24 protein-coding genes are annotated in these 22,466 nt (G+C 50.8%); 13 read left to right on the top strand and 11 right to left on the bottom strand.

Features of this window, described 5'->3' with window-relative positions; translation table 11 throughout:
• Positions 1-45: 45 nt before the first annotated feature.
• The 3 genes from fecR to J1781_RS15645 all read right to left on the bottom strand — a co-directional run bounded on the left by fecR (position 46) and on the right by J1781_RS15645 (position 2,125).
• Positions 46-1,017 (bottom strand): ferric citrate uptake sigma factor regulator FecR, encoded by a 972-nt coding sequence (gene fecR / locus J1781_RS15635; protein WP_217233870.1) that lies wholly within the window; start codon positions 1,015-1,017, stop codon positions 46-48.
• 5 nt (positions 1,018-1,022) lie between these two features.
• Positions 1,023-1,541, bottom strand: a complete 519-nt coding sequence (gene fecI / locus J1781_RS15640) for a ferric citrate uptake sigma factor FecI (RefSeq protein WP_129990945.1) — start codon at positions 1,539-1,541, stop codon at positions 1,023-1,025.
• 365 nt (positions 1,542-1,906) lie between these two features.
• Positions 1,907-2,125 carry a YgdI/YgdR family lipoprotein gene (locus tag J1781_RS15645; protein WP_129990944.1) on the bottom strand — a complete coding sequence of 73 codons (219 nt, stop codon included), beginning with the start codon at positions 2,123-2,125 and terminating at the stop codon, positions 1,907-1,909.
• 616 nt (positions 2,126-2,741) lie between these two features.
• Here J1781_RS15645 and hutW point away from each other — a divergent pair.
• The 5 genes from hutW to J1781_RS15670 all read left to right on the top strand — a co-directional run bounded on the left by hutW (position 2,742) and on the right by J1781_RS15670 (position 6,115).
• Positions 2,742-4,067: a heme anaerobic degradation radical SAM methyltransferase ChuW/HutW gene (gene hutW / locus J1781_RS15650; RefSeq protein ID WP_217233855.1), complete on the top strand. Its 1,326-nt coding sequence runs from the start codon at positions 2,742-2,744 to the stop codon at positions 4,065-4,067.
• A gap of 62 nt (positions 4,068-4,129) precedes the next feature.
• Entirely contained in the window at positions 4,130-4,291 is a 162-nt protein-coding gene (locus J1781_RS15655) for a ChuX/HutX family heme-like substrate-binding protein (protein ID WP_165385165.1), read from the top strand.
• A gap of 373 nt (positions 4,292-4,664) precedes the next feature.
• A complete protein-coding gene (locus tag J1781_RS15660; RefSeq protein ID WP_129990942.1) occupies positions 4,665-4,886 on the top strand; it encodes a YdgH/BhsA/McbA-like domain containing protein in 222 nt (73 codons plus the stop codon).
• A 192-nt stretch (positions 4,887-5,078) separates the two neighbouring features.
• On the top strand, positions 5,079-5,645 hold the full coding sequence (locus tag J1781_RS15665; protein ID WP_238483559.1) for a phosphatidylinositol kinase: 567 nt from the start codon (positions 5,079-5,081) through the stop codon (positions 5,643-5,645).
• Complete coding sequence (locus tag J1781_RS15670) at positions 5,642-6,115, top strand: helix-turn-helix transcriptional regulator (protein ID WP_217157607.1); 474 nt, start codon at positions 5,642-5,644, stop codon at positions 6,113-6,115. The genes J1781_RS15665 and J1781_RS15670 overlap by 4 nt, the downstream gene beginning before the upstream one ends.
• A 59-nt stretch (positions 6,116-6,174) precedes the next feature.
• On the opposite strand, the gene J1781_RS15675 is transcribed toward J1781_RS15670, so the two are convergent.
• The 3 genes from J1781_RS15675 to J1781_RS15685 all read right to left on the bottom strand — a co-directional run bounded on the left by J1781_RS15675 (position 6,175) and on the right by J1781_RS15685 (position 8,861).
• Positions 6,175-6,495 (bottom strand): DMT family transporter, encoded by a 321-nt coding sequence (locus J1781_RS15675; RefSeq protein WP_129990941.1) that lies wholly within the window; start codon positions 6,493-6,495, stop codon positions 6,175-6,177.
• Between the two features lie 173 nt (positions 6,496-6,668).
• Positions 6,669-8,135, bottom strand: coding sequence for a sensor histidine kinase (locus J1781_RS15680; protein WP_217138831.1), 1,467 nt, complete (start codon positions 8,133-8,135; stop codon positions 6,669-6,671).
• A gap of 3 nt (positions 8,136-8,138) precedes the next feature.
• The gene (locus tag J1781_RS15685; protein ID WP_129953692.1) at positions 8,139-8,861 is read right to left on the bottom strand and encodes a response regulator transcription factor; all 723 of its coding nucleotides are present in this window, start codon (positions 8,859-8,861) and stop codon (positions 8,139-8,141) included.
• A gap of 153 nt (positions 8,862-9,014) precedes the next feature.
• Between J1781_RS15685 and J1781_RS15690 the strand changes: the two genes are divergently transcribed.
• Genes J1781_RS15690 through J1781_RS15700 form a run of 3 tightly spaced genes read left to right on the top strand, consistent with a single transcriptional unit; the run spans position 9,015 to position 10,772 of the window.
• The gene (locus J1781_RS15690; protein WP_129953693.1) at positions 9,015-9,641 is read left to right on the top strand and encodes a cytochrome b/b6 domain-containing protein; all 627 of its coding nucleotides are present in this window, start codon (positions 9,015-9,017) and stop codon (positions 9,639-9,641) included.
• A 9-nt stretch (positions 9,642-9,650) separates the two neighbouring features.
• Complete coding sequence (locus J1781_RS15695; RefSeq protein WP_129953694.1) at positions 9,651-10,454, top strand: molybdopterin-dependent oxidoreductase; 804 nt, start codon at positions 9,651-9,653, stop codon at positions 10,452-10,454.
• A gap of 51 nt (positions 10,455-10,505) precedes the next feature.
• A complete protein-coding gene (locus tag J1781_RS15700) occupies positions 10,506-10,772 on the top strand; it encodes a pentapeptide MXKDX repeat protein (RefSeq protein ID WP_129953695.1) in 267 nt (88 codons plus the stop codon).
• 113 nt (positions 10,773-10,885) lie between these two features.
• Here the strand turns inward: J1781_RS15700 and J1781_RS15705 are convergent, their stop codons facing one another.
• Positions 10,886-11,275 (bottom strand): hypothetical protein, encoded by a 390-nt coding sequence (locus tag J1781_RS15705; protein WP_129990938.1) that lies wholly within the window; start codon positions 11,273-11,275, stop codon positions 10,886-10,888.
• 158 nt (positions 11,276-11,433) lie between these two features.
• Here J1781_RS15705 and J1781_RS15710 point away from each other — a divergent pair, with 158 nt between their 5' ends.
• The gene (locus J1781_RS15710; RefSeq protein ID WP_129953697.1) at positions 11,434-11,688 is read left to right on the top strand and encodes a ParD-like family protein; all 255 of its coding nucleotides are present in this window, start codon (positions 11,434-11,436) and stop codon (positions 11,686-11,688) included.
• 37 nt (positions 11,689-11,725) lie between these two features.
• A complete protein-coding gene (gene map, locus J1781_RS15715) occupies positions 11,726-12,481 on the top strand; it encodes a type I methionyl aminopeptidase (RefSeq protein WP_377427219.1) in 756 nt (251 codons plus the stop codon).
• A gap of 61 nt (positions 12,482-12,542) precedes the next feature.
• Here map and J1781_RS15720 read toward each other — a convergent pair whose 3' ends face one another.
• Together J1781_RS15720 and J1781_RS15725 are read right to left on the bottom strand one after the other, a co-directional pair.
• Positions 12,543-13,025, bottom strand: a complete 483-nt coding sequence (locus tag J1781_RS15720; RefSeq protein ID WP_238483256.1) for a PadR family transcriptional regulator — start codon at positions 13,023-13,025, stop codon at positions 12,543-12,545.
• Between the two features lie 2 nt (positions 13,026-13,027).
• On the bottom strand, positions 13,028-13,840 hold the full coding sequence (locus J1781_RS15725) for a siderophore-interacting protein (RefSeq protein ID WP_217233856.1): 813 nt from the start codon (positions 13,838-13,840) through the stop codon (positions 13,028-13,030).
• A 417-nt stretch (positions 13,841-14,257) separates the two neighbouring features.
• On the opposite strand from J1781_RS15725, the gene J1781_RS15730 reads away from it, so the two are divergent.
• The 3 genes from J1781_RS15730 (at position 14,258) to J1781_RS15740 (ending at position 18,514) form a co-directional block, all read left to right on the top strand.
• On the top strand, positions 14,258-16,630 hold the full coding sequence (locus J1781_RS15730) for a TonB-dependent receptor domain-containing protein (protein ID WP_408004161.1): 2,373 nt from the start codon (positions 14,258-14,260) through the stop codon (positions 16,628-16,630).
• Between the two features lie 148 nt (positions 16,631-16,778).
• Positions 16,779-17,813, top strand: a complete 1,035-nt coding sequence (gene dctP, locus J1781_RS15735; protein WP_014341798.1) for a TRAP transporter substrate-binding protein DctP — start codon at positions 16,779-16,781, stop codon at positions 17,811-17,813.
• Positions 17,814-18,127: 314 nt separating this feature from the next.
• Complete coding sequence (locus J1781_RS15740; protein ID WP_013578081.1) at positions 18,128-18,514, top strand: methionine-R-sulfoxide reductase; 387 nt, start codon at positions 18,128-18,130, stop codon at positions 18,512-18,514.
• A gap of 211 nt (positions 18,515-18,725) precedes the next feature.
• On the opposite strand, the gene bamA is transcribed toward J1781_RS15740, so the two are convergent.
• Complete coding sequence (gene bamA, locus J1781_RS15745; RefSeq protein WP_217219959.1) at positions 18,726-21,149, bottom strand: outer membrane protein assembly factor BamA; 2,424 nt, start codon at positions 21,147-21,149, stop codon at positions 18,726-18,728.
• A 221-nt stretch (positions 21,150-21,370) separates the two neighbouring features.
• The gene (locus J1781_RS15750; RefSeq protein ID WP_129953702.1) at positions 21,371-22,303 is read right to left on the bottom strand and encodes a fructokinase; all 933 of its coding nucleotides are present in this window, start codon (positions 22,301-22,303) and stop codon (positions 21,371-21,373) included.
• Positions 22,304-22,466 lie beyond the last annotated feature (163 nt).

Below are 22,466 nucleotides of genomic sequence, written 5' to 3' on the forward strand. Positions count from 1 at the left end.
GCGATTATTTATCATTTTTATTTGCAGAGAAATTTTTAACCGGCATTACGCAGGCACCACGTTCACCCAATAGCGGGTCATTGTCTGAATTTTTACGGGTAATGTACGCGAGAGAATATTCAGCACGCTGTCGGTGTCGTTCAGCGGGAAGGTGCCGCTGATGCGCAGATCCGCGACGGCCGGATCACAGCTCAGGTGTCCGTGACGGTAACGGGCGAGTTCGTCCACCACTTCAGCCAGTCGCCGGTCGCTGACGCTCAGCACGCCTTTGTTCCAGCTTCCCGCACCACTTTCGATCACCGTGACCTCGCCAAATGCCGTGCCGGTAAAGCGCACGGAGTGGCCTTCGCTGACCTGCAAACATGGTACAGGATGCCCCGGCAGCGTAACTTCTACTGCGTGTTTCAGCACGGTCAGACGGGTCGCATCATCATACTGGCGGACGATAAAGTCCGTGCCGAGCGCACGCAACATGCCCTGCTGCGTTTGCACCAGAAAAGGTCGTGCAACAGGCTGCGGATCGCGCGCCGTGGTAATACGGATTTCGCCCTGATGCAGGCGGATCAACCGCTGCTGCGGCGTAAAACGGATATCGGCGGCACTGGCGGTATTGAGTGAAAGCTGCGAACCGTCATCCAGACGCAGCGTTTTGATTTCGCCGGTGGACGTGCGCGTATCTGCCAGCAGCCCCTGTCCGGCGGGCGTCTGCCATGCTTTCCAGGTCCCCCCCAGCCCGAGCAAGACCAGCAGCCCTTTCAGCACACGGCGTCGGGTGATGTCCGATTGCCGGTGCGCATGACTGAGCGTCTGATAACTGAATTTACCGGGCATGCTGTGCATCTGGCCCTGTAAGGATTCCACCCGCTCCCACGCCCAGCGATGATCTTCATGCTGCGCCAGCCAGACCTGCCATTTCTGATTTTGCTGCGGCGTAACGTCGCCGGAACATAAGGTGGCGAACCACCGGGCGGCCATTTTCAACGCGAGTCGCTGATGATCAGAAAGGGAGGAATTCATCACGTTCAGCCATGTTCCAGGCTGAACAACAGACAATGCTCAGTGGCCTTTGCCATGTACTTTTTAACCGAGCTGACCGAAACGTTGAGGCGTTCAGCGATCACCGGATACGTCAGTCCTTCAAGCTGGGAAAGCAGAAAAGCCTGACGCACTTTTTCGCCCAACCCGTCAAGCATCGTGTCAATTTGCTGCAATGTTTCAAGCAGACACTGCCGCTGTTCCGGCGACGGCATATGCTCTTCCGGCATCAATGCCAGCATGTCGAGATAAGCACGTTCCAGCGCGTTGCGACGGAAAAAATCTACCATTACACGGCGGGCAATGGTGCAAAGAAAGGATTTGGGTTCGCGAATTTCCTGCGCGCTGTCGCCGGTCAGGACGCGCATAAAGGTATCCTGCGCCAGATCATCGGCGTCATTTGCCGACCCCAGTTTGAACCGGAGCCAGTTTTTCAGCCAGCGGTGGTGCGAGCTGTACAGCGCTTCAAAGGCGCGGGCGGGCGATACGGCAGTGTTGGTGGACATAGAAAGTTACATAACCAGACCAGAAATTCACCATTGAATGATAATTGATAATAGTTATCATTACAATCTGGAACGCATGCTTTTCACTGCTTTGGCTGGTAGCGGCTACGCAACAATCATTCGCGCCGGCGCGATCTGCTTCTGCTTCTGCTTCTGCTTATAGCCAGTATTTTAAAATACCCGGCAAACCGGAATACCTGATGAAGAATGACTGATGTGAATTTCTATAATATGCAGGCGACACCCGCTGAAAAGCGTATAAGTCCTGTCAGGATGAATGTAACAGTATTCATTTCACGCATTCTACTTTCATCGTGCGGATAACGCCATTAATAATATTAATGGCGAACCCTGTGCCAGTGAGCTTATTTTTCAACAATCTCTTTGACATCACCCTGATGAACCTGGTGAACACTGCCATCAGTATCTTTATAAGAAATCAATCCCGTATCTTTATCTTTCACCGGCTTGCCATGTGTGGTGATCATATGCCCGTCATTGGTGGAAATAATATAATCACTGGAACAGGCGCTGACAGCAAACATGATGCCAATAACAGCCACGACACTTAAACCCTTTTTCATAAGAACTCCTGTTGAATTTTAACGCTAAATATCCGAAAAATACGCTATCAGGCTAATAAACATATGATTATTTTCAAGCCAGCCGCTTTCGGATAATAGCATTTGAAGGTTCGTATTATGCAGTTAATAGGGCCAGTAAATACAACAAATTGACAACAGGATGCAGAAAAAAAGAAATGCGTTAATATTTTAACATCCTGATAAAGAATTTTTCATGCTTATATTATGCTGAATGATATTAATAATCATCCATGGGGAATTGCTTATTGTTTACACCAGACCCTGAATCAAAAAGGTTATCAAACCGGAACACCGGAAAATGATGCAGCCAATATAATGAAGAAATGACTGTAAGTAAAAATGGAGAAACCGCAGGCATCTACGGGATTGATGAAGCCACTGTAAGATCTATTGGCCGCTCAGTAAATACACATAATGTTCAGGACCAGACGTATCGGGATATGAATGACGCACTGCATCACTGCAAGTCTGAGTTTGATCAGTAATCCTGTCTGACTTGATACAGATCATCGAAAACGCGGGTTATGTTTGATCGAATGATAATCATTATCGTTTAATACGGGGAATGTTTGATTCTTCAGGAGATGAAGCCCCTATGAACCTGGACCTCCCGCGTTTTTATGCCGCTGAACCGGGGCTGCCGTTTCCCGATCGCCGGGCAGTCATGCCCTGGCGGCCTCAGCAGCCCGTTCCGCCGCAGGATATTCCCGCTCAGTGGCAGGCGCTGTGCCAGCGTCCGCTTCCGGCCAATAAGCGTCTGGTCTACCTGCATATCCCTTTTTGCGCGACACACTGCAAGTTTTGCGGGTTCTACCAGAACAAACTGGAAGCAGAGGCCACGGAACAATATTGTGATTATCTGATTCGGGAAATCGAACAGGAAGCCGCTTCGTCGCTGCATCAGTCCGCCCCTGTCCACGCGGTTTATTTTGGCGGCGGCACCCCCACCGCCCTCAGCGCGAAACAGCTGCACCGGATCATCATCACGCTGCGCCGCAGTTTACCACTGGCACCGGATTGCGAAATCACCGTTGAAGGACGCATCCTTAACTTTGACGATGAGCGTATAGATGCCTGTCTCGATGCCGGTGCGAACCGTTTTTCGATTGGTATTCAGACGTTCGATACCCGTATTCGTCAGCGCATGGGGCGCCGCGCGAACCGTGAAGAAGCGATACAGTTTCTGCGTAAACTCGGTGAGCGTGACCGCGCGGCGGTGGTCTGCGACCTGATGTTCGGATTACCGGAACAGACGCCGGAAAGCTGGCGGGAAGATTTGCAGATAATCCGCGACCTGCCTTTGGATGGCGTTGATCTTTATGCGCTGAACCTGCTGCCTTCTACACCACTGGGCAAAGCGGTCGAGAATAAACGCACTACGCTGCCGGATGTCAGCATGCGCCGCGATTTTTATCTCGAAGGCGAGGCGTTTCTGGCGCGCGACGGCTGGCATCAGATCAGCAACAGTCACTGGGCGCGCAACACCCGTGAACGCAATCTCTACAATTTGCTGATCAAAAAAGGCGCGGATTGTCTGGCCTTTGGCAGCGGGGCGGGCGGCACTCTGGGTAGCCAGTCGTATATGACGGCGCGCAATCTGCAAGCGTATTACCAGCAACTGGATGCCGGGTTGAAACCTATTATGATGATGACAGCGGCAACGACCCGCGAGCACCGCTGGCGGCTGGATTTGCAGGGCGGCATCGAAGCGGGCTGTTATGATCTCAGCCGTATCGTTGAAGATCCCTTCCCGCTTGAACCCCTGTTGCAACAATGGCAACAGTGCGGCCTGATGCACAGCGAAGGCCCGCGTTTTAATCTCACGCCTGCCGGGCGGTTCTGGGCCAGCAATATGTTGCAGGCCTTACAAACACTGATCCCTCAACTGACCTTACGGAATGATACACATGCGCACGGATAACCTTCAGTCCCTGTTCGACTTTTTAGCCACACAACCCGACGGCACCGTCGAAGCGGCAGTTTATGGGAATTAACACAGCAAGTGTCTGGATTTTAAACGCTTGCGGTTATGCCATGCTTAAGGTTTTCGTCGGGCGCGACAGCCATCGCCAGCTTTTTGCCGATCGGCTGAATGCTTTTCGTGCCCTCCCCGCCATGCTGGCTGAGAGAGAGAAACAACCTTGAATACTTTGCTGATTTTTGGCGCAGGCAGCGGTGTCGGCGCAGAACTGGTGAGGCGACCGGCAAAGCGCACCTGATCCAAACCGAAGCTCACGGCCGCGTGCACAGGAGCGATGTCGCCCTGCATATTCAGCAACTGCTGACCTCCGGCGAAGGCCGGAGCAAAGTGTTTGCGCTGTGTGATACGACGCCGGAGGGAGAACGGTTCTGAATTAAATGCCCCGGAAACGGGGCATTCGCCCCGGAGATGTTGTTCAGAAATTTTAACCAATATCAGCAAATCACTTTGCTATTCATGCCAGCTTCACGGGGTTATTCTTCTTCTCATCGAAGGCACATGGCCTTCCCCAAACAAACATTGAGAAGGAATTACATCATGAAATCTATCAAAACTTTCGTTGTTGCTGCTGCACTCGCCACGGTTTCTTTCGCCAGCTTCGCAGCTGAAATCGGCACTGTATCTGCTTCTGGCAATACGTTAGAGGGTCTGGAATCCACCTTCGCAGCCAAAGCCGCTGCCGCTGGTGCAACCTCTTATAAAATCATCGAAGCCGGTGGTCAGAATCGTCTTCACGGCACTGCCGTATTGTACAAATGATTTGCTGAAGTCCTGAGATACAAAACAAAAGCCGCTCCTTTTACGAAGCGGCTTTGTCATTTAACATGAGAAATAATGAGTGATATAAAACGCAATAAATTCAAAAAACCTTATAATGGGTGTTTTAGGTAACGTTAAATAGACTATTCTTTATTAACGAGTAATATACCACTCATAAGTAAAGAGGATCTTATGGAAGAATTAACGTTACAAGCTTTTCTCAATAATGAGTGGGTTGATATTGCTAACATCACCTTTCCCGACAGCGAACAAAACAACTATCGCCTGACTGAACTTAATTATCTTTTCGATTATGCGATCGATAACCTAGACCGGGACGATAACCGCGCCGTATCACTTAATCATCCGGTTGCTCTCTTTTTTGAGGATGACGGTCAGCGCGGTTGGCTGAAGTTTCTCGATGACATCATTCCCAGCGGCTCCAGCCGTCGTTATTGGGCCAACTATCTTGACCTCGAAGGGCTGACCGCTGATGAGCAAAATTTTGTATTGCTCAAGCATGGCACCCTGTCCCCTGTCGGTAATCTGCGCATAAAAGAGTCATTACCCGAATATAACCCGCTGGCTGAAAAGCTTTTCTTCACTGTAGAGGATGTTAAAAACCGGGCAGGTGACTTTCTGGACTACGCACAACAGCGCGGTGCAGCAGCCGGTGGCATACCGCAACAGATCCTGCACATGCCTGCGATAAGTTTCAGTTTTATCCCTGAAAAGTTACGCCGCTGGGGGTTGCTATGAAAGAATCAGACATCGCGGCTCATTCTGCGAGAAATACCATTGATAAAATACGGGCGAAACAAAATGACGCGAATCATTCGCGGCGTGATGCCGGACAAATGCTGGCTCAGGGAAAAACCTCTTCCACGGTAAAAAAACAAACCCGGCGAAGAGTATCAAGCCTGACGAAACCGGTCAGCGCCAATGACAGAAATGAAGCCCGACTCAACATCATGCGGGCGTTACTTTTGGGTGAAATAACGCAGGGACAAGCGTTAAAAGCATTGCGGATCACTGTGCTGGGATTAAAGCAGGACACTTTTGCGAAATTGGTTTCCGTATCGCGTAAGTCACTGTCAGAAGTAGAAAATGATAAAGGAAATTATACTCCTGACATCATCAACAGACTGTTCAAACCCTTTGGTCTGAAAGTCGGGCTGGTGCCTGTTTCTCAGCAGATATTCAGGACTCTCTTTGAGAGCAGTGAGTAAGATGTAAAAAAAGCCGCTCCTTTTACAGAGCGGCTTTGTCATGTTTCGCGTTCCCGCTGCTATCCTTTCGTCGCCACTTTCAACAAAATGACCCCGGCGAAAATCAGCAGGACGGCGATGACGCGCAGTGGATTAAGGCTTTCGCCGAACATCACTACACCGAGAATAAATGCACCGATGGCGCCGATGCCGACCCAGATGGTGTAAGACGTGCCGAGGGGCAGCGTTTTCATGGAAATCGCCAGCAAAACGACGCTGAGTATCATGAAGAAAACGGTAAGAATACTGGGAATAAGACGGGTGAAACCATGAGATTCTTTCATCGCGGTCGACCAGACCACTTCGAAAATACCGGCGAAAAGCAGATAAACCCAGGCCATAAAATTTCCTTAAAACACGCAAGGTCGTCCCTGCATCAGTATGGCTGAGTCTCTGGTCGTCCAGTCAGCATGAAGAGTGGGGATTATAGTTCACTCTTTCCTGACTTTACAAAATCTACGCCTCAGGCGGAAAAGTTTCCCTTCGGTTCCGTTCCGAATTAATGGAAAACACTTTAAACCGGGACGGAAAACTGAAAACAGGCACCGTGTTTCGGTTGTTCAATCAGTCGGATATCGCTGCCGTGGAGTTGCAGAATGCGGCGGACAATCATCAGCCCCAGCCCGCCCGCGCGGTGTTTATTGGTACTGAGAATTGACGGACGCACGAACAGGCTGTCTTTCAGTTCCGGCGCAATCCCCGGCCCGCTGTCTTTCAGTTGCACCATCACCTGCCCTTCCTGTTTCCACAGTTTTATTTCGATCACCCCGCCTTGCGGCGTAAAACGAATGGCGTTATCCAGCAGATTAGTCAGCACCCGTTCAATCATGCCCAAATCGGCATTCACCAGCGGAATACCCGGCGTAATATCGGCCAGTAATTTTTGCCCGCGGGTTTCGGTCGCCAGTTCAAACTTCTGAAAAACATCCTGCACTAATTCACTCAGTGAGAAAGGTTCTTTCTGCGGTTTCACGACGCCATATTCCAGCCGTGCCAGCTCAAATAATTCCTGCGCCAGTCGCCCGACTTTTTTACTTTGCATCAGGGCAATATTCAGGTAACGCTGCCGGTCTTCATGACTCAGATGGTCTGATTTGACCGACAACGTTTCCAGATATCCGTGCAGGGAAGTCAGCGGTGTGCGCAGGTCATGGGAAATATTGGCGATAAACTCCCGTCGCTGCTGATCCTGCACCATCAGGCTTTGCCATTGCTGATCGATGCGTTTTGCCAGTGCGACAAACGCCTGTTGCAACTGCGTGACTTCATCGCGGGCAGCGCCTGCCGGTGCATCGCCTTTTGCCAGCGCCTGGATCGCTTCCATGCCACCGGTATCAAGTTGGGCAATCTGCGAGGTCAGTTTACGCACCGGGCGCGTCACCCAGCGGAATGCCAGCGCACCGGCCAGCAGGCCAAACAGCGCCACCAACCCCATAGACCGCAGCGCCAGAGAAATCGCCGACTGGTACTGCGCGTCGCTGGTCAGCGCGGTGTATTGGTCACCGAGAAGCACGATATACACATACCCTTTGATGATACCGTCTACCCGTAACGGGGCGGCGCTGAATACCTGACGCGTTTGCGGATCCCGCGGATTCTCGCCATATACCGGCATTTTCGCACCGTTGAGCAACGCGTTAACCGGTGTTAAGTCGATCTTCTGCTGTTGCAGTCGCCCGGGCGGTGCCGCATTACCGACGATATTGCCGTCTTTATCGAGCAGATACACTTCAACGCTCGGGTTCACCGCCATCAGTTGATCAAACAGCGTATGTACCGCTTTGGGATCCCAGTTTCCCTGGCTGAGCAGCGGATTATTTGCTGCAATCTGCGTCGCCAGATTGGCCGACAGACGTTGGATCACCGACTGGCTGTACTGATTACTCGAGCGCACCTGCATGTAGCCGGAAAACGCGCAACACGCGATCAGCAGCACCATAAACACCAGGGTCAGTCTTTGCGCCAGCGTGAGATTTTTCATGATTTACCCTTGTGCTTCTTCAGCAGAAGACACGAATTTATAACCTTTTCCCCACACGGTCAGAATACGTTCCGGCTCGGCCGGATTGGCTTCTATCTTAATGCGCAGACGGTTGATATGGGTGTTTACCGTATGTTCATACCCTTCATGTTCATAGCCCCAGACCTGATTTAACAGGCTGAGCCGGGAGAACACTTTGCCGGGATTTTTGGCAAAGAAATACAACAGATCAAACTCGCGCGGCGTCAGTTCAACCGGCTGATGGTTCAGCATCACGTCCCGTGCAATCGGGTCGATGACCAGACCGGAAAAACTCAGCGTACCGGCATCCATTTTCATATTACGGCTCATGGCTTCCTGCCGCCGGAACAACGCCTTGACCCGTGCGACCAGTTCCAGCATGGAGAAAGGTTTGGCCAGGTAATCGTCCGCGCCCAGCTCCAGCCCGAGGACACGATGCACTTCGCTGGAACGTGCGCTGATAATAATGATCGGCGTGTAACGCGTCATATTACGGGCGCGGCGACAGATTTCCAGACCATCGATACCCGGTAGCATCAGGTCGAGGATCAGCGCGTCCCAGCCGCCTTTTTCCAAATGTGCCACGCCCAGATTGCCGTCAGCAGCATGGGTAATTTCATAGCCTTCATCGCGCAGATGCAGGCTGAGCAGTTCCGCGATATCCCCGTCATCTTCAACGATCAGGATCTTCTTCGTCTTATCCATGTGTTATCCCAAAACGTGGCATTCCCCAATGGTTTGAGTCTACACAAGCAAAGCCCGCCGAGTTATCACATTTTATTTAACTTTGCGTGAGGTCTCGGGGAACAAATCCGCTCAATACTCGCTACATCACAGGACGGACAGCCGGATTTCATCATGACAATACACACGGACTTACCCGATCAGGCCAAACAAAAACCCGCCATCGTGCATCCATTATGGCTGCGGCTGTCGCACTGGCTGAACGCGCTGGCGGTGCTGATTATGGTGACCAGTGGCTGGCAGATTTATAACGCCTCACCGCTGTTTGATTTTGCTTTCCCGCCGGGGGTCACATTGGGTGGCTGGCTCGGCGGCGGAATTCAGTGGCATTTTGCCGGTATGTGGCTGTTCGGCTTCAACGGCCTGTTTTACCTGCTGATGAACATTTTTACCGGACGGATGAAACGAAAATTCTGGCCGCTGACGCCGCGCGGCATCTTCAATGATTTGTGTGCTGCCCTGCGCGGCAAGCTGAAACACGACGACTTACGTCACTACAACATGGTGCAGCGCGCGGCATATGTGTTCGTGATGTTCGACGGCATCGTGCTGGTACTTTCCGGGCTGGTGGTGTGGAAATCCGTGCAATTCCCGTTGCTGCGCGAACTGATGGGCGGCTTCGATACAGCGCGTTACGTACATTTTCTGGCGATGGCTTCGCTGGTGGCATTTGTGGTGCTGCATATCGTGATGGTGGCACTGGTGCCGAAAACGCTGATTGCCATGCTGCGCGGTCGCTGAGGAAAGCCCATGAAAAAACTCATTAAAAAAAGCATCAGCCAGATTTTCAGCACCGCCGACAGCGAAGCGATTGTACAGGAAGCCAAAAAACAGATTATCCGCGAACTGGATGCGCCTTCCCGTCGCCTGTTTTTACAGCGCGGGCTGACGCTCGGCGGCGTCGCGATGCTGACCGGCTGCGATATCAGCGATAACGCCAGCGTGGAAAACGCACTCGGCAAAATCTCCGGTTTCAATGATCGCGTACAGGGCTGGCTGTTCGGCTCAACGCGTCTCGCGCCGGTGTATGCCGAATCGATGATCACCCGTCCGTTTCCGTTTAATGCGTTCTATGCCGAAGACGACGCGCCACAAGTCGACGGCAACGACTATCGCCTGAAAATCGCCGGTCTGGCACTGGATAAACGCGAATGGTCACTGCCAGCGCTGTACAAAATGGCGCAGGTCAGTCAGGTGACGCGACACATTTGTGTCGAAGGCTGGAGCGCGATTGGCAAATGGGGCGGCGTGCCGTTCGGTGATTTTCTGCGCCTGATTGGGGCAGATCTCACGGCGGAATATGTCAGTTTCAAATGCGCCGACGAGTATTACACCAGCATTGATATGGCGACGGCGCTGCATCCGCAAACCCTGTTGGCGCTGACTTATGACGGCCAGATTTTACCGCGTAAATACGGTTTTCCGATGAAACTCAGAATGCCAACCAAACTCGGCTACAAGAATCCAAAACATATAGAAGTGATTGAAATTACAAACAAATTTACCGGCGGCTACTGGGAGGATCAGGGCTACAACTGGTTCGGCGGAAGCTGAACATTATCCATAAAACCCTTTGTATATCAAAACCTAAGAGAAGGATTTACCATGAAAAAGTTAACTGTAATGATGATGTCGGCTTGTCTGATGATGGGCGCAGTGAGCACCACTTATGCCGCTGACGCAATGGCGAAGAAAGACACCATGGGCCACATGTCGAAAGATTGCATGAAAAAAGACAGCATGAGCAAAGACAACATGGCGAAAGACAGTATGGGCAAAGACTGTATGTCGAAAGATCACATGAAGAAAGACAGCATGTCGAAAGATTCCATGTCCAAAGACAACATGAAAAAAGGGGCAATGAGCCAGTAAAGCGCTTTCCCCTTCGACTCTGTAGCCAAAACGCCTCCGTCTGTTCAGCGGGGGCGTTTTGTTTTTTGTTAAACCTGAATAACCCGATGATGAAGTCTTAATTCAAATATTCATTACTTTGTGGCACTGGACGCCAGGCGAATCTGAATATCATTGTTGAGATTATTCACCCAATGGTTATAACTGCGGTGGATCTCGCCTTTCTCTGCCAGCAGGTTAGTGCTGCCGACATAATTAATGGTGTAGCCGCTGGTGTTATAGGTAATACGGATATCGGCTTTGTGCTCACGGTTATTCAGATGACCGTTAATTACGCCCGGTGCGCCATCCGTCATTATCCAGCCACGTTTTTGTCCTGCGTCGATAATAGCGGTCCTGATCTGACTTTCTGAATTATGTGTTACCAGCGTGGTATGCGGCGTGGATACCGGCTCGGTACGCGCGCAGCCAGAAAGCGCCATGACACAAACAAGGCCGATAAGTAACTTACTTGTAGATTTCATGTGAACCTTTTAGAGTGAAAATTTCAGATAAGAGATTGAAAAGTCACCACAATATACGCCAATGTCCCAAAGGTGTCATGAAACGTGCCGGTTGAGTTTAATCTATTTTATGCGTAGTATATAAAATATATATGATTCGTATACTGCTGAGGCAACCCATGGGTATCATTAAGATTTCAGAACTGATGCACGAGAATTTGCGTATTGCCAGCATGGCTTATACGCGTTCGATGAACGCACAGGCCGAGCACTGGATGAAAATTGGCATGCTGATGGAAACGCACCCCGACATGACGCACAGCGAAATTTCGCAATTGCTGGTGCGGTGTAGCGTGGAATCGGATGAAAACGCAGGCAGTATCCGCACGTTGTTAAACGTGGGCGCCACACACAGGAAGGCAAGCAATGAATAATGCTTTAGATAGCCGGTATTTCGTCAATAATAACCGCATGGTCAAAACGCCGGAAGGCCTCGATAAAGCCCGTATTGCCGGCAAACTGGCAGCGCGTGTATTGCATATGATCACACCCTACGTTGTACCGGGTGTCACCACCAATGAACTGGATCGCATCTGCCACGATTTTATCGTGAATGAATTGCAGGCGATCCCGGCCAATATCGGTTATCACGGCTATCAGAAAACCACCTGTACCTCCGTCAATCACGTCATTTGTCATGGCATTCCTTCTGACAAAGCGCTGAAAAAAGGCGACATCGTCAACATCGACGTGGCGCTTATCAAAGACGGCTGGTACGGCGACACCAGCCGTATGTATTACGCGGGCGAACCGGGTATTCTGGCCCGCCGTCTGGTAGATACCACGTTTGAAGCGATGATGGCGGGCATTGAAGTGGTGCGTCCGGGTGCAACGCTTGGCGATGTGGGTTATGCGATTGCCGCTGTCGCCAGACGCGAAGGTTTTTCCATCGTGGAAGAGTATTGCGGACACGGCATCGGTATGGGTTATCACGAAGATCCGCAAGTGCTGCATTACGGCGAGCAAGGCCGCGGACTGGTTTTACAGGAAGGGATGTTATTTACCATCGAACCGATGCTGAATGCCGGTAAAAAACAAAATAAAGTCATGCCCGATGGCTGGACCGTAGTCACCAAAGACCACTCGTTATCCGCACAGTGGGAACATATGATTGCGGTAACGAAAACCGGTTACGAGATCTTAACGCCGTGGCCTGAAGAGATGTGACTATCCTGAAAGTATAAAGCCTCCGACCGGAAGGCTTTATACTTTCTTTCTGAGGTGCGGCTTAACTGCGCTCAATTTCTTTGGTCGCACGATCTAATGCATCCGTGATTTTATACAAGGTTTCCTGTTCGATCGGGCCTTTCGCCAGCCGCAGATTAAGCGCCATGCGGATATTATTTATCGCACGCTGCATTTCCGGAATACTGCGATTGTTTGACAAAATCGCCAGTGAATGCAGTTTCTCTGTCACTGAGCCGAGCAGTTCTTCCTGCCCGGCCAGTGACTGCGCACCTTCCGGTGTGATCGAATATTGCTTCTTCCCGCCCTCTTCCTGGCTGGCTGAAATCAGCCCCTGTTCTTCTAAAAATGTCAGATTCGGATAAATGATACTGGCACTCGGCGTGTATTCACCTTTAGATAATTCTTCAATGGCTTTGATCAGCTCATAACCATGGGCGCAACGCCGCTGCAAAAAATGCAGCATCAGCAGACGGATATCACCCGTTTCGAACATTCTTTCACGGCGGTGTTTATGATTCATCATCGTTACTTATTATGCCAATAAGCCACACAACGCACGAAGTTTGGATCGAGTCCGCAGGTTTCAACGAAATAGTCATTCAGCCCTTTCGCGAATTTGCCTTCACCGGTCGCCCAGATGTAGTAATCACTTTCCGGCAGAAGCAGGCTTTTCACCTTCTTCACGACCGCATCCTCTTCCTGATAACCGCCGTGCGTATCGCTGATAATCCAGTCGATGCTGACATCATTTTCTTCATCTAAGTAGCTGACACAACTCACATCTCTCACTTTCGCCAGCACGGTGATATTGGCATCTGAACCGGCCTGTTTCAGTTCGCGCAGACGGCGTTTCACCGCCGGAAGACCGGTTTCGTCGCAGATATAGAGCTGCCATTTGTAACCGGCAGGAATAATCAGTGAACCACGCGGTCCGCCAATGATCAGTTTATCGCCCGGCTTTGCGCCGGCCGCCCATTCGCTGGCGACACCACCGTCGTGAATATAAAAATCCAGTGTCAGTTCGTTGCTCTGAGCATCAAAGTGCAGCGGCGTATATTCGCGGTTCAGCGGGCGTGCTCCTTCACCCCACACAATGCCTTCTTCGGTCACTGCCGATGGCGTAATCACATCCCCCGGATTTGCCGGAAAAAACAATTTGATATGGTCATCAAAGCCGCCTGACGTAAAACCTTTCAGCGCGTCACCGCTTAAAATAATCCTTTTATAACAGCCTGATAGGCTTTCACTCTGTTTGACCGTGATATGACGGAAAACCAGATCATTTTTGACACGGACCGGCAAGTTTGCGGCAGGGGTTTCAGTGCGATGTTGTGCCATCAGTTTCTCTCTTATGCGTAAGTTTTGTTGAAAGATATATCTTAGTTATATTTTATTCAACCCCACAAAGTGTAATGCGCTGTCTTCTTTTCCCTGTGTTTTTCACCTCACCTTTATCTCTCCCTGAGAACAGACGGGATAAATTTTGTTAAGGAATGCATTTTTTTATATCATTTTGTTGATAACAATTATCAGTATCATTATCATTCTCAAAAAGCCAGGGTGGGCGTTGACGCCAGGTAAGCCCATACTTTATAAGGATAATGGCTTTTTCAGGGAAGAATTGAATGCAGATGACCAGTGCGTCTGTTTTGTCGAAAGGCAGTAAATGCGAGCAGAACTCTAAAAATTAGTGCAGGACAAAAACAAATGTTCACATCCTTTACACAGCAGGGTTTAGTGAAAAACGTCATTTTCATGGGGACGATTCTCACCACCACATTTCATGTAAATGCAGCGGAAGCCGTGAAAGACAATACCGATCTCACCGCAAACAATACGCAATCTTCTGAAGCCATCAAAAAAAAACCGGCGGTGCGTACAGCTCAGGATCTGGCGCAGAACAATGAAGAAGTCATGACGGTCACCGAAACGATGCCGGATAAAAAACCGGGTTCGAAAACCACCCTCACAGCAGCCGAAATGCAGCGCAAAGGCGGTAATGATTTCGGGACTATTATGCGTTATGAGCCACTGATCGCCGCGACCGGCGCGAGAGGCGGCTCCGGCAACGGCAAAAGCGGTTTTGACCGTAGCGGATATACCGGCTATAACATTCGCGGCCTGGAAAGCAACCGCGTAGGCATTGATGTCGACGGTATTCCGCAGCCAAGCGCCACCGGGCGCAGCTACGTCAGTCGTGCGGGGCTGAATACCTTTGGTATTGGCCGTGATTACATTGACCCGTATATTTATGGTCAGGTGGATATTGAATCCGGTGCCACATCAGCCGACCGTGCCAACACCTCAATCGGTGGTGCCGTTTCCTTCCTGCCAAAATCTGCCGACGATTACCTGCGTCCGGGCAAGGAAACTTATTTCGGTTACCAGTCTGATTATGATTCCTCAGACCGTTCCTGGCACAACGGCATCACCGCTGCCGCCGGTGACGAAACCCTGCGTGGCCTGATCGCCATCAGCCGCCGCGACGGTCAGGAAACCAGCAACAACAGCGGAACGCTGGATGCGTATCCGGCCAACTGGCACTCTGACGCCATCATGACGTCGGTAATCTGGCAGCCTAATGACGCCCATAAAGTCACAGGCACCCTTGATTACTACGAAAAAGTAAACCACACCCATTACGATACCTGGAACAACGCGGGCAGCGCGATTCTTGGCACCGCACAGCAGCAAAGTAACACCCGCCGCTGGGGTGCAAGCCTGAAAGACGAATGGACGCCGTTCAACGATTACGTGGATGCCATCGTCTCGAAAGTCTATTACCAATATACTCAGGCGCACGACAACACTTATCTGCCAAACGAAAGCAAGCAGATGATGAATGTCTACTCGAACTACGACGTAAACACCTACGGCGCAGAAACCAGCTGGCTGAAAACGCTGGGTCGCCATGAGTTAAGTGCCGGTATCAACGGTCGCGTGTCCAACACCGAACGTCCGTTCCGCGAAAGCCCGGACCAAAGTGCTTTCACGACCATCATGCAACCGGAAGCCAACAGCCGGACGTATATCCTCGGCGGCTTCCTGCAAGACACCGTTAAGTTTGACCTCGGCGGCCATAACTTCTCTGTAGTGCCTGCGGTGCGTGTCGCATATCAGAATACCAAGGCACAAAATCTGTCAGACTTGTCTAACAGCATCGTTTCTGAAGATCAGGTTTCCACCCTGTACGGTAAAGCCAACTCCGATACGCAGGCTCTGCCATCGCTGGCCTTCACCTATGACATCACCCCTAAACTGATGACTTATCTGCAGTACCAGCGCGGCGCGCAGTTCCCGGATGCCAGCCAGCTTTACGGTTCCTGGAACCTCGGTTCTAACTATGCAGGACGTGGTCAGTATGCGCTGATCGGTAACACTGACCTGAAAACCGAAACCAGCAATAACTTTGAATGGGGTATGAAAGGCGAAGCCACGGAAGGCGTGACCTTCAGGACTTCCCTCTTCTATAACACCTACAAAAACTTCATTGCTAATACCCGTTACACCCGCGCGGGCAGCCCGGGTATGTTCACCAACGTGCCATCCAATATCTATACAATTTATCAGGCAGAAAACCGCGATGAAGCGTTTATCTACGGTGGCGATCTGAGTACCAAAATTAACTACGGCACCTGGTTTAGCCGCGTTGATGGCCTGAGCACCACCTTCGCACTGGGTTATGCCAAGGGTGAATCGAAATCCAGCTACGACGGTGACAAATACGTGGATCTCGACAGCGTACCGCCAATGAAATTTGTGGCAGGCGTGGCATGGGATGCGCCATCCGGCGTCTACGGAACCGCCCTGACGGCAACCTTCGTGAAAGGCAAAAAAGCCGAAGCGACCAGCCGACAGAGCTATACCAATGCCGGTACGCCAATCACCGGCTCCACCACCGAATACATGAATGTGCCGGGTTACGGTATGGTGGATGCAACGGCCTACTGGAAAGTCGCGAAGAACGTCAAACTCAGCGGCGGTGTTTACAACATCACCGACCGCAAATACTGGGATTACCTGAGCAGCCGTACGCTGACCGAAACCACTAATCAGGATGAATATAATAAAGCGCTGGCCGTGATGCCGGGGCGCAGCTTCCAGCTGGGTGTGAACGTCGATTTCTAACCGATAATACTCAACCGGGCAAAATCAGGAGCGTCATGTGCAAACATGACGCTTTTTTAATTTTACGCAAATAACCTGTTTTCACGCACGTCCACATTGGGGTTCAGCAAATAAACTCTGGTTTTACCCAACCGAAATGTGAGATTACATGGACTTAATCAGAAAACCTCTGGCACTTGCCCTCGCTTTACTCTTGTTACCGGCGGTTGTTTCTGCCACGACCTTGCGATACACCGATCACGAACCGCTGGGCGCAATGCGCACCCGCTTTATCAAAGATGTATTATTTCCGGCGATTGAAAAAGAATCCCATGGGCGCCTGAAAATTGAAGAGCACTGGGGTGGCGAACTCTCTACCGGCTACGATGCATTGCGCACTGTGCGCGAAGGAAACAATGCAGATATTGGCATTGTGGTGCCGGAATATACCGCCAAAGAGTTACCACTGCATCAGCTTTTCAAAAGTTTTCCGACAGGGCCATCCGGCGATAAACAGATAGCGTTCTTCCGCCGCGTATACGCCGAAATCCCAGCCTTCCCCGCTGAACTGGCAAAGAATGGTGTGGTAGATATTTTTCTCTCAACAGGTTATCCGGTGGCCTTTTTCAGCACACATCCGCTGGAGAAACTGCAGAATATCAAAGGCACCGCTTGGCGTTCAGCCAGTTTTTGGCATCAGAACTTCCTGCGTAATGCGGGCGCGACCCCAGTGACCACACCGTGGGGCGAACAAACGGTAAATGCATTTAAGACCGGTAAACTCGACGGCATTTTGGTCAACATTGACAGCGGTTATGATCTGAAAATCCAGAAGATGGCACCGGAGGTTATAGTCTCGAAAGAACTGTGGTTGGGTCATCTTTACCTTCTGGTGATGAACCATAAAGTCTGGAACGGACTGGCGCAGGAAGATAAGGACGCCATCACCCGCGCCGCTAATACCGCTTATAAAGTTGCCGGTTCGATGATGGATCACAGCGTTGAACCGCAACTGGATGCCCTGCGTAAAGACGGTGCAAATGTCCGCGTTCTGCAACACAGTGAAGTCACGTACTGGCAGGAAGTGACTGGCTATCAGGACATCCAGGCCAACTGGGTGAAGAACCAGGAAGCCGCTGGTGTTAAGGATGTCGCATCCACCCTGCAAAAAGTCAGTAAAGTCATGGAAGAAGAGATGAAGTAAAAATGCCTTATTCTGCGGCAGGAGGGGATCCCCTGCCAGGATCCCATTCTGATTATCAGGTTCTCTGAAGCAGCGCTGACGCCATCTGTATTATCTGCCGGTACTGGCTGAGCCGCGTTCTCTGTAGTCGGCGCAGGCTGATCTGATCACCCTGTGCAGCAGACCGATTTTAAAAACCGTATCACCCCGTGGCAGACGCTGCGTAGCGGCGTCAAACAACACGGTTTGGCATGAAGGCACTTGCAGCTTGATATATCGCCCCAATATAGAGCTACACTATAAAGTTGCAATGTCACCTGCCAGGAGCAATGATAATGAACAGAGAACTGAATGATTTTGAACGTTTTGTCATCGAAAACAAAGGGACAGAGCGCCCGAATACCGGTGAGTATAACGACCACTTTTCACCGGGCCGTTACGTCTGTAAAAGATGTTCTGCACCGCTGTATTCCTCAGAACACAAATTCGAATCCCATTGCGGCTGGCCAGCTTTCGACGATGAAATTCCGGGTGCGGTAGAACGTGTGCCGGATGCCGATGGCCGCAGAACAGAAATTGTTTGTGCGAACTGTAAGGCACATCTGGGGCATGTCTTTGAGGGAGAATATTTGACCGAGAAGAATCTGCGCCATTGTGTAAACTCCGTTTCAATGATTTTTGAAAGTGCCGACGCGCAGGGAAATTACCACAAAGCAGAATAATCGCTTATTTCTGATGTGATAAACCCATAAAAAGAAGGGCCGCACAGGGGCAGCCCTTAAAAGGAAGAACTCCAACAATATTATAATGGCATGATGTTTTACCCTAAGGGTTGCTCAATAAACATCATGCCGGCATTATAATTGAATCTGATTTATTTTCTATTCTCATTGCGTCTGTAAAAAGTAATAACTTTGTAAGACGGATTTATTATCACCACGTTTTACCGATATTAAACTGGAATTGCTCAGCGCTGTCCCCTTCATATTTCACCAGCGGCTGCGCATAAGAGAATACCAGCGGGCCAAGCGGGGATTGCCATTGCAGCGCTATACCACTGGAAACACGAATATGTGTCGGGTCACTGTAATCCGGAATACCCGCGGCTTCGGTCGCTGAGGTATTTTTCCATTTTGTATCCCACACCGTGCCGGAGTCGACAAATAGTGATGTACGGACCGAACTGGCGTATTTCTCGCTGATGAACGGCGTCGGCACATACAGTTCCGCGCTGGCAATCGCCATCGCATTACCGCCCACCGCATCAGTCGATTTGGTCACCGGACAGGTGGAATACGAGTTGTCAGCGCTGCTGCATTTGTAATACGCCGCTTTCGGCCCGATGGTGTTGGAGGAGAAACCGCGAACCGAGCTGGAGCCGCCCGCGTAGAAGTTGTCGTAGAACGGCACTTCGTTGCTGCCAATGCCTGCCGCATAACCGGCTTTGGCGCGGCCCATTAATACCCAGTCCGATTTGTCGCTCAGCGGGATGTAATGGTTGGCATCGAAGGTGATTTTGTAATAGCTGTCGTCCGAGCCCGGCGTGGTAACTTTTGCTACCAGACTGGCGCGCGTGCCGGATGACGGGAAGAAGCCGCGGTTAAGATCGTTATACGCCCAGCCGGCGCTGGCGAAGAAGTCATTGGTGCTCAGTTGTGCATCACTGCTGGTAGACGTCGTCACCAGCCCCGGCTGTACGCCGCTGGCATTGAGATAGCGCCAGACCGCCACCTGCGGCTCCATATCACTCAGCGTACTGTGAACGTAATCCAGCCCCAGATTCAGCGTATTATTTTCGCTGACCGGCAGACCGAGATTCACTCCCGTGCCGTAACTTTGCAGGTTATACGCCGCCAGATCGTTATCTTCTGCGTCGTAATGGTTGTAGAACACTTTACCGCCGAGGCTGATACCATCAACGGTGTAATACGGGTTAGTCGCCGAGACTTCGACATAAGTCTGATAAGCGTTGCGTGTACCGCTGAAGCTGACCGTATTACCGCTGCCCAGCCAGTTATCCTGCGTCACACCGAGTTGATAACTGATGCCACTGTCAGTGCCGTAACCCACACCCACGTTGAATGTACCGGTATTGCGTTCTTTGACTTTGTAAACCACATCAACCTGATCTTGTGAACCCGGTACCGGCTGCGTATCCACATCGACCGACTCGAAATAGCCGGTACGGTTCAGCCTGTCTTTGCCCTTTTGCACCAGATCATTGCCCAGCCACGCGCCCTCCATCTGGCGCATTTCACGCCGCAATACTTCATCTTTCGAGGTGTCATTACCTTCAAAACGAATGCGTCGCACCGAATAACGGTTGCCGGTATCCACGCTGATACGCAGTTTCACGGTTTTATCCGTTTCATTAATGTCGCTTTGCGTCGTGACATGCGGATAGGCATAGCCGTAGCGGCCCAGCAGATTTTTGATATCACTTTCCACTGTGGTGACTTTCGCGCCGTTATACCACTCACCGGCAGGAATAGTGGAAAGTGTTTCAATTTCGGAAGAATGTCCGGCCATATCACCGGTCACCACCACGCCGGACACGGTATATTTCGCACCCTCGGTAATATTGACGGTAATATAAATTCCTTTTTTATCCGGTGTTAAACTGACCTGGGTGGAATCAATATTAAAACGGGCATAACCGCGGTCGAGATAAAAACTGCGAAGTGTTTCTAAATCACCTGATAATTTTTGTTTTTCATATTTTTTATCGCCAATCACATTCCACCACGGCACCTCATCGCGCAGCTGGAAATGGGCGATTAAATCGTCACTGGTAAAAGCTTTATTGCCCACAATATTGATTTGTTGAATTTTTGCCGACACACCTTCGGTAAAAACCAGTTTCACGTCCACGCGGTTACGCGGCAACGGCGTCACCACCGCTTTTACACTCGCGCTGTATTTGCCGACGCTGTAATAAAAATCCTCCAGCCCCTTTTCAATCGACGAAATGGTGGTGCGGTCCAGCGCTTCCCCGACGCGGATCCCTGAGGCTTCGAGGTTCTGCTGCAACATTTCATCCTTTATGGCTTTGTTGCCTGAGAACGTAATGCTGGCAATCGTTGGCCGTTCTTTCACCTGGACAATCAGCGTGTTGCCATCTTCAAGCACCTTCACATCGTCAAAATTGCCGGTCGCAAACAATGCACGGATCGTCTGGCTGATATCGTCATCGGATACCGTATCTCCCACGCGCACAGGAATGCTCAGCAACGCCGCACCCACAGTGACCCGCTGCAATCCTTCGACGTGAATGTCTTTTACGACAAACCCGCCGGCAGCAAAAACCGGGACACTGCTGAACAGCAGCGACGCTAAGAGTAATTTTTTCATTGTCATGTGATCCGTGCTCGCCGTTTTTCAACTCACAAAAATTCCTGTTAACAAAAGATTTTGCTATCAGAAGAAATAACCTCGCTAACAGACTGTGAGATATAGGCGAGGTTCAGCGGCTAACTTTTGATTTTCGTAAAACATGACATTGGATTACGCATTACTTACATTCTTTTCGCCGGAAGAACAGTTGCAGTCCGCGTAAATTCATCGGGCGCGGACCCGGTTTAAGACGAAAACGCCTTTAAGGTATCGCTATCGGGTAATGCGGTCATTGCGCCTCTGGCAGTGGTGGCCAGTGACCCGCATGCCAGTGCCTGCCGGATAATAGATTGCCAGACATTGTCCGACCTCAGCGGCCAGTGTTGCGCCAGTCCGGCCAGCAATCCGGCAACAAATGCATCTCCGGCACCGGTGGTATCCACGGCCTTCACTTCGGGCGCGGGGTAGTGTTTCAGACCCGCATTATATTTCCGGTAGACCGAAACCCCTTGTTTCCCCTGCGTGACCAACAGCAGTTCGGGTTTATACACGTCGCACAGGCGCAGTACCCCTTCTGATAACAACGCTTCACCCGTCAGAAATTCCAGCTCATCCTCTGAGATTTTAATCACATCAGCCAGCGACAAGGCGCGGGCAAGATTGTCACGCAACAGGCCTTCATCAGACCACAAGTCATGCCGGATATTGGGGTCAAAACAAATATACCCCCCTGCTGCTTTCATTTTTGCCATAGCCAGAAAGGCGGTAGAACGTGAAGGTTCCGCAGATAATGCTATCGAGCATAAATGTAAAAAATCCCCGGGCTTGAAAGCCGGGATGTCGTTGGGCTGCAGAAAGAGATCAGCGCCCGGACGTACCATAAATGTGAAGGTACGCTCTCCGTCAGCATCGTTTTCCACGACGACGGTGGAGGTTCGGTGATGAGCATCAAGGTACATACAATCAATATTCACCCCCTCATCACTGAGTGTTTTTCGCAGAAACTTTCCGAACGGATCGTCACCCACACGTCCGATAAATGCGCTGTCACCTCCGAGGCGGCGGATCCCGACGGCAACATTCGCCGGTGCCCCGCCCGGACATTTTAATAAGCGGCCATCTTCTTCAGCGATCAGATCCACCACGGCATCGCCCAATACCCAAACCCGGTTAGTCATCTTCATTCCTTTTTTAAATCCTGATAAATCGTCTGTTGATAAAATAGAAGAACCGGTTTAGCTATTCAAGTGCAAATGAAATTTCAGGCTTAGAGAACATTTTGCCAGCAAGATCACAATCCCACGACAAGACCTTAAAAATTCATTGCCTGCATGCCATGCG

The organism is Rahnella perminowiae (assembly GCF_019049695.1).
GTDB classification, from domain to species: Bacteria; Pseudomonadota; Gammaproteobacteria; order Enterobacterales; family Enterobacteriaceae; genus Rahnella; species Rahnella perminowiae.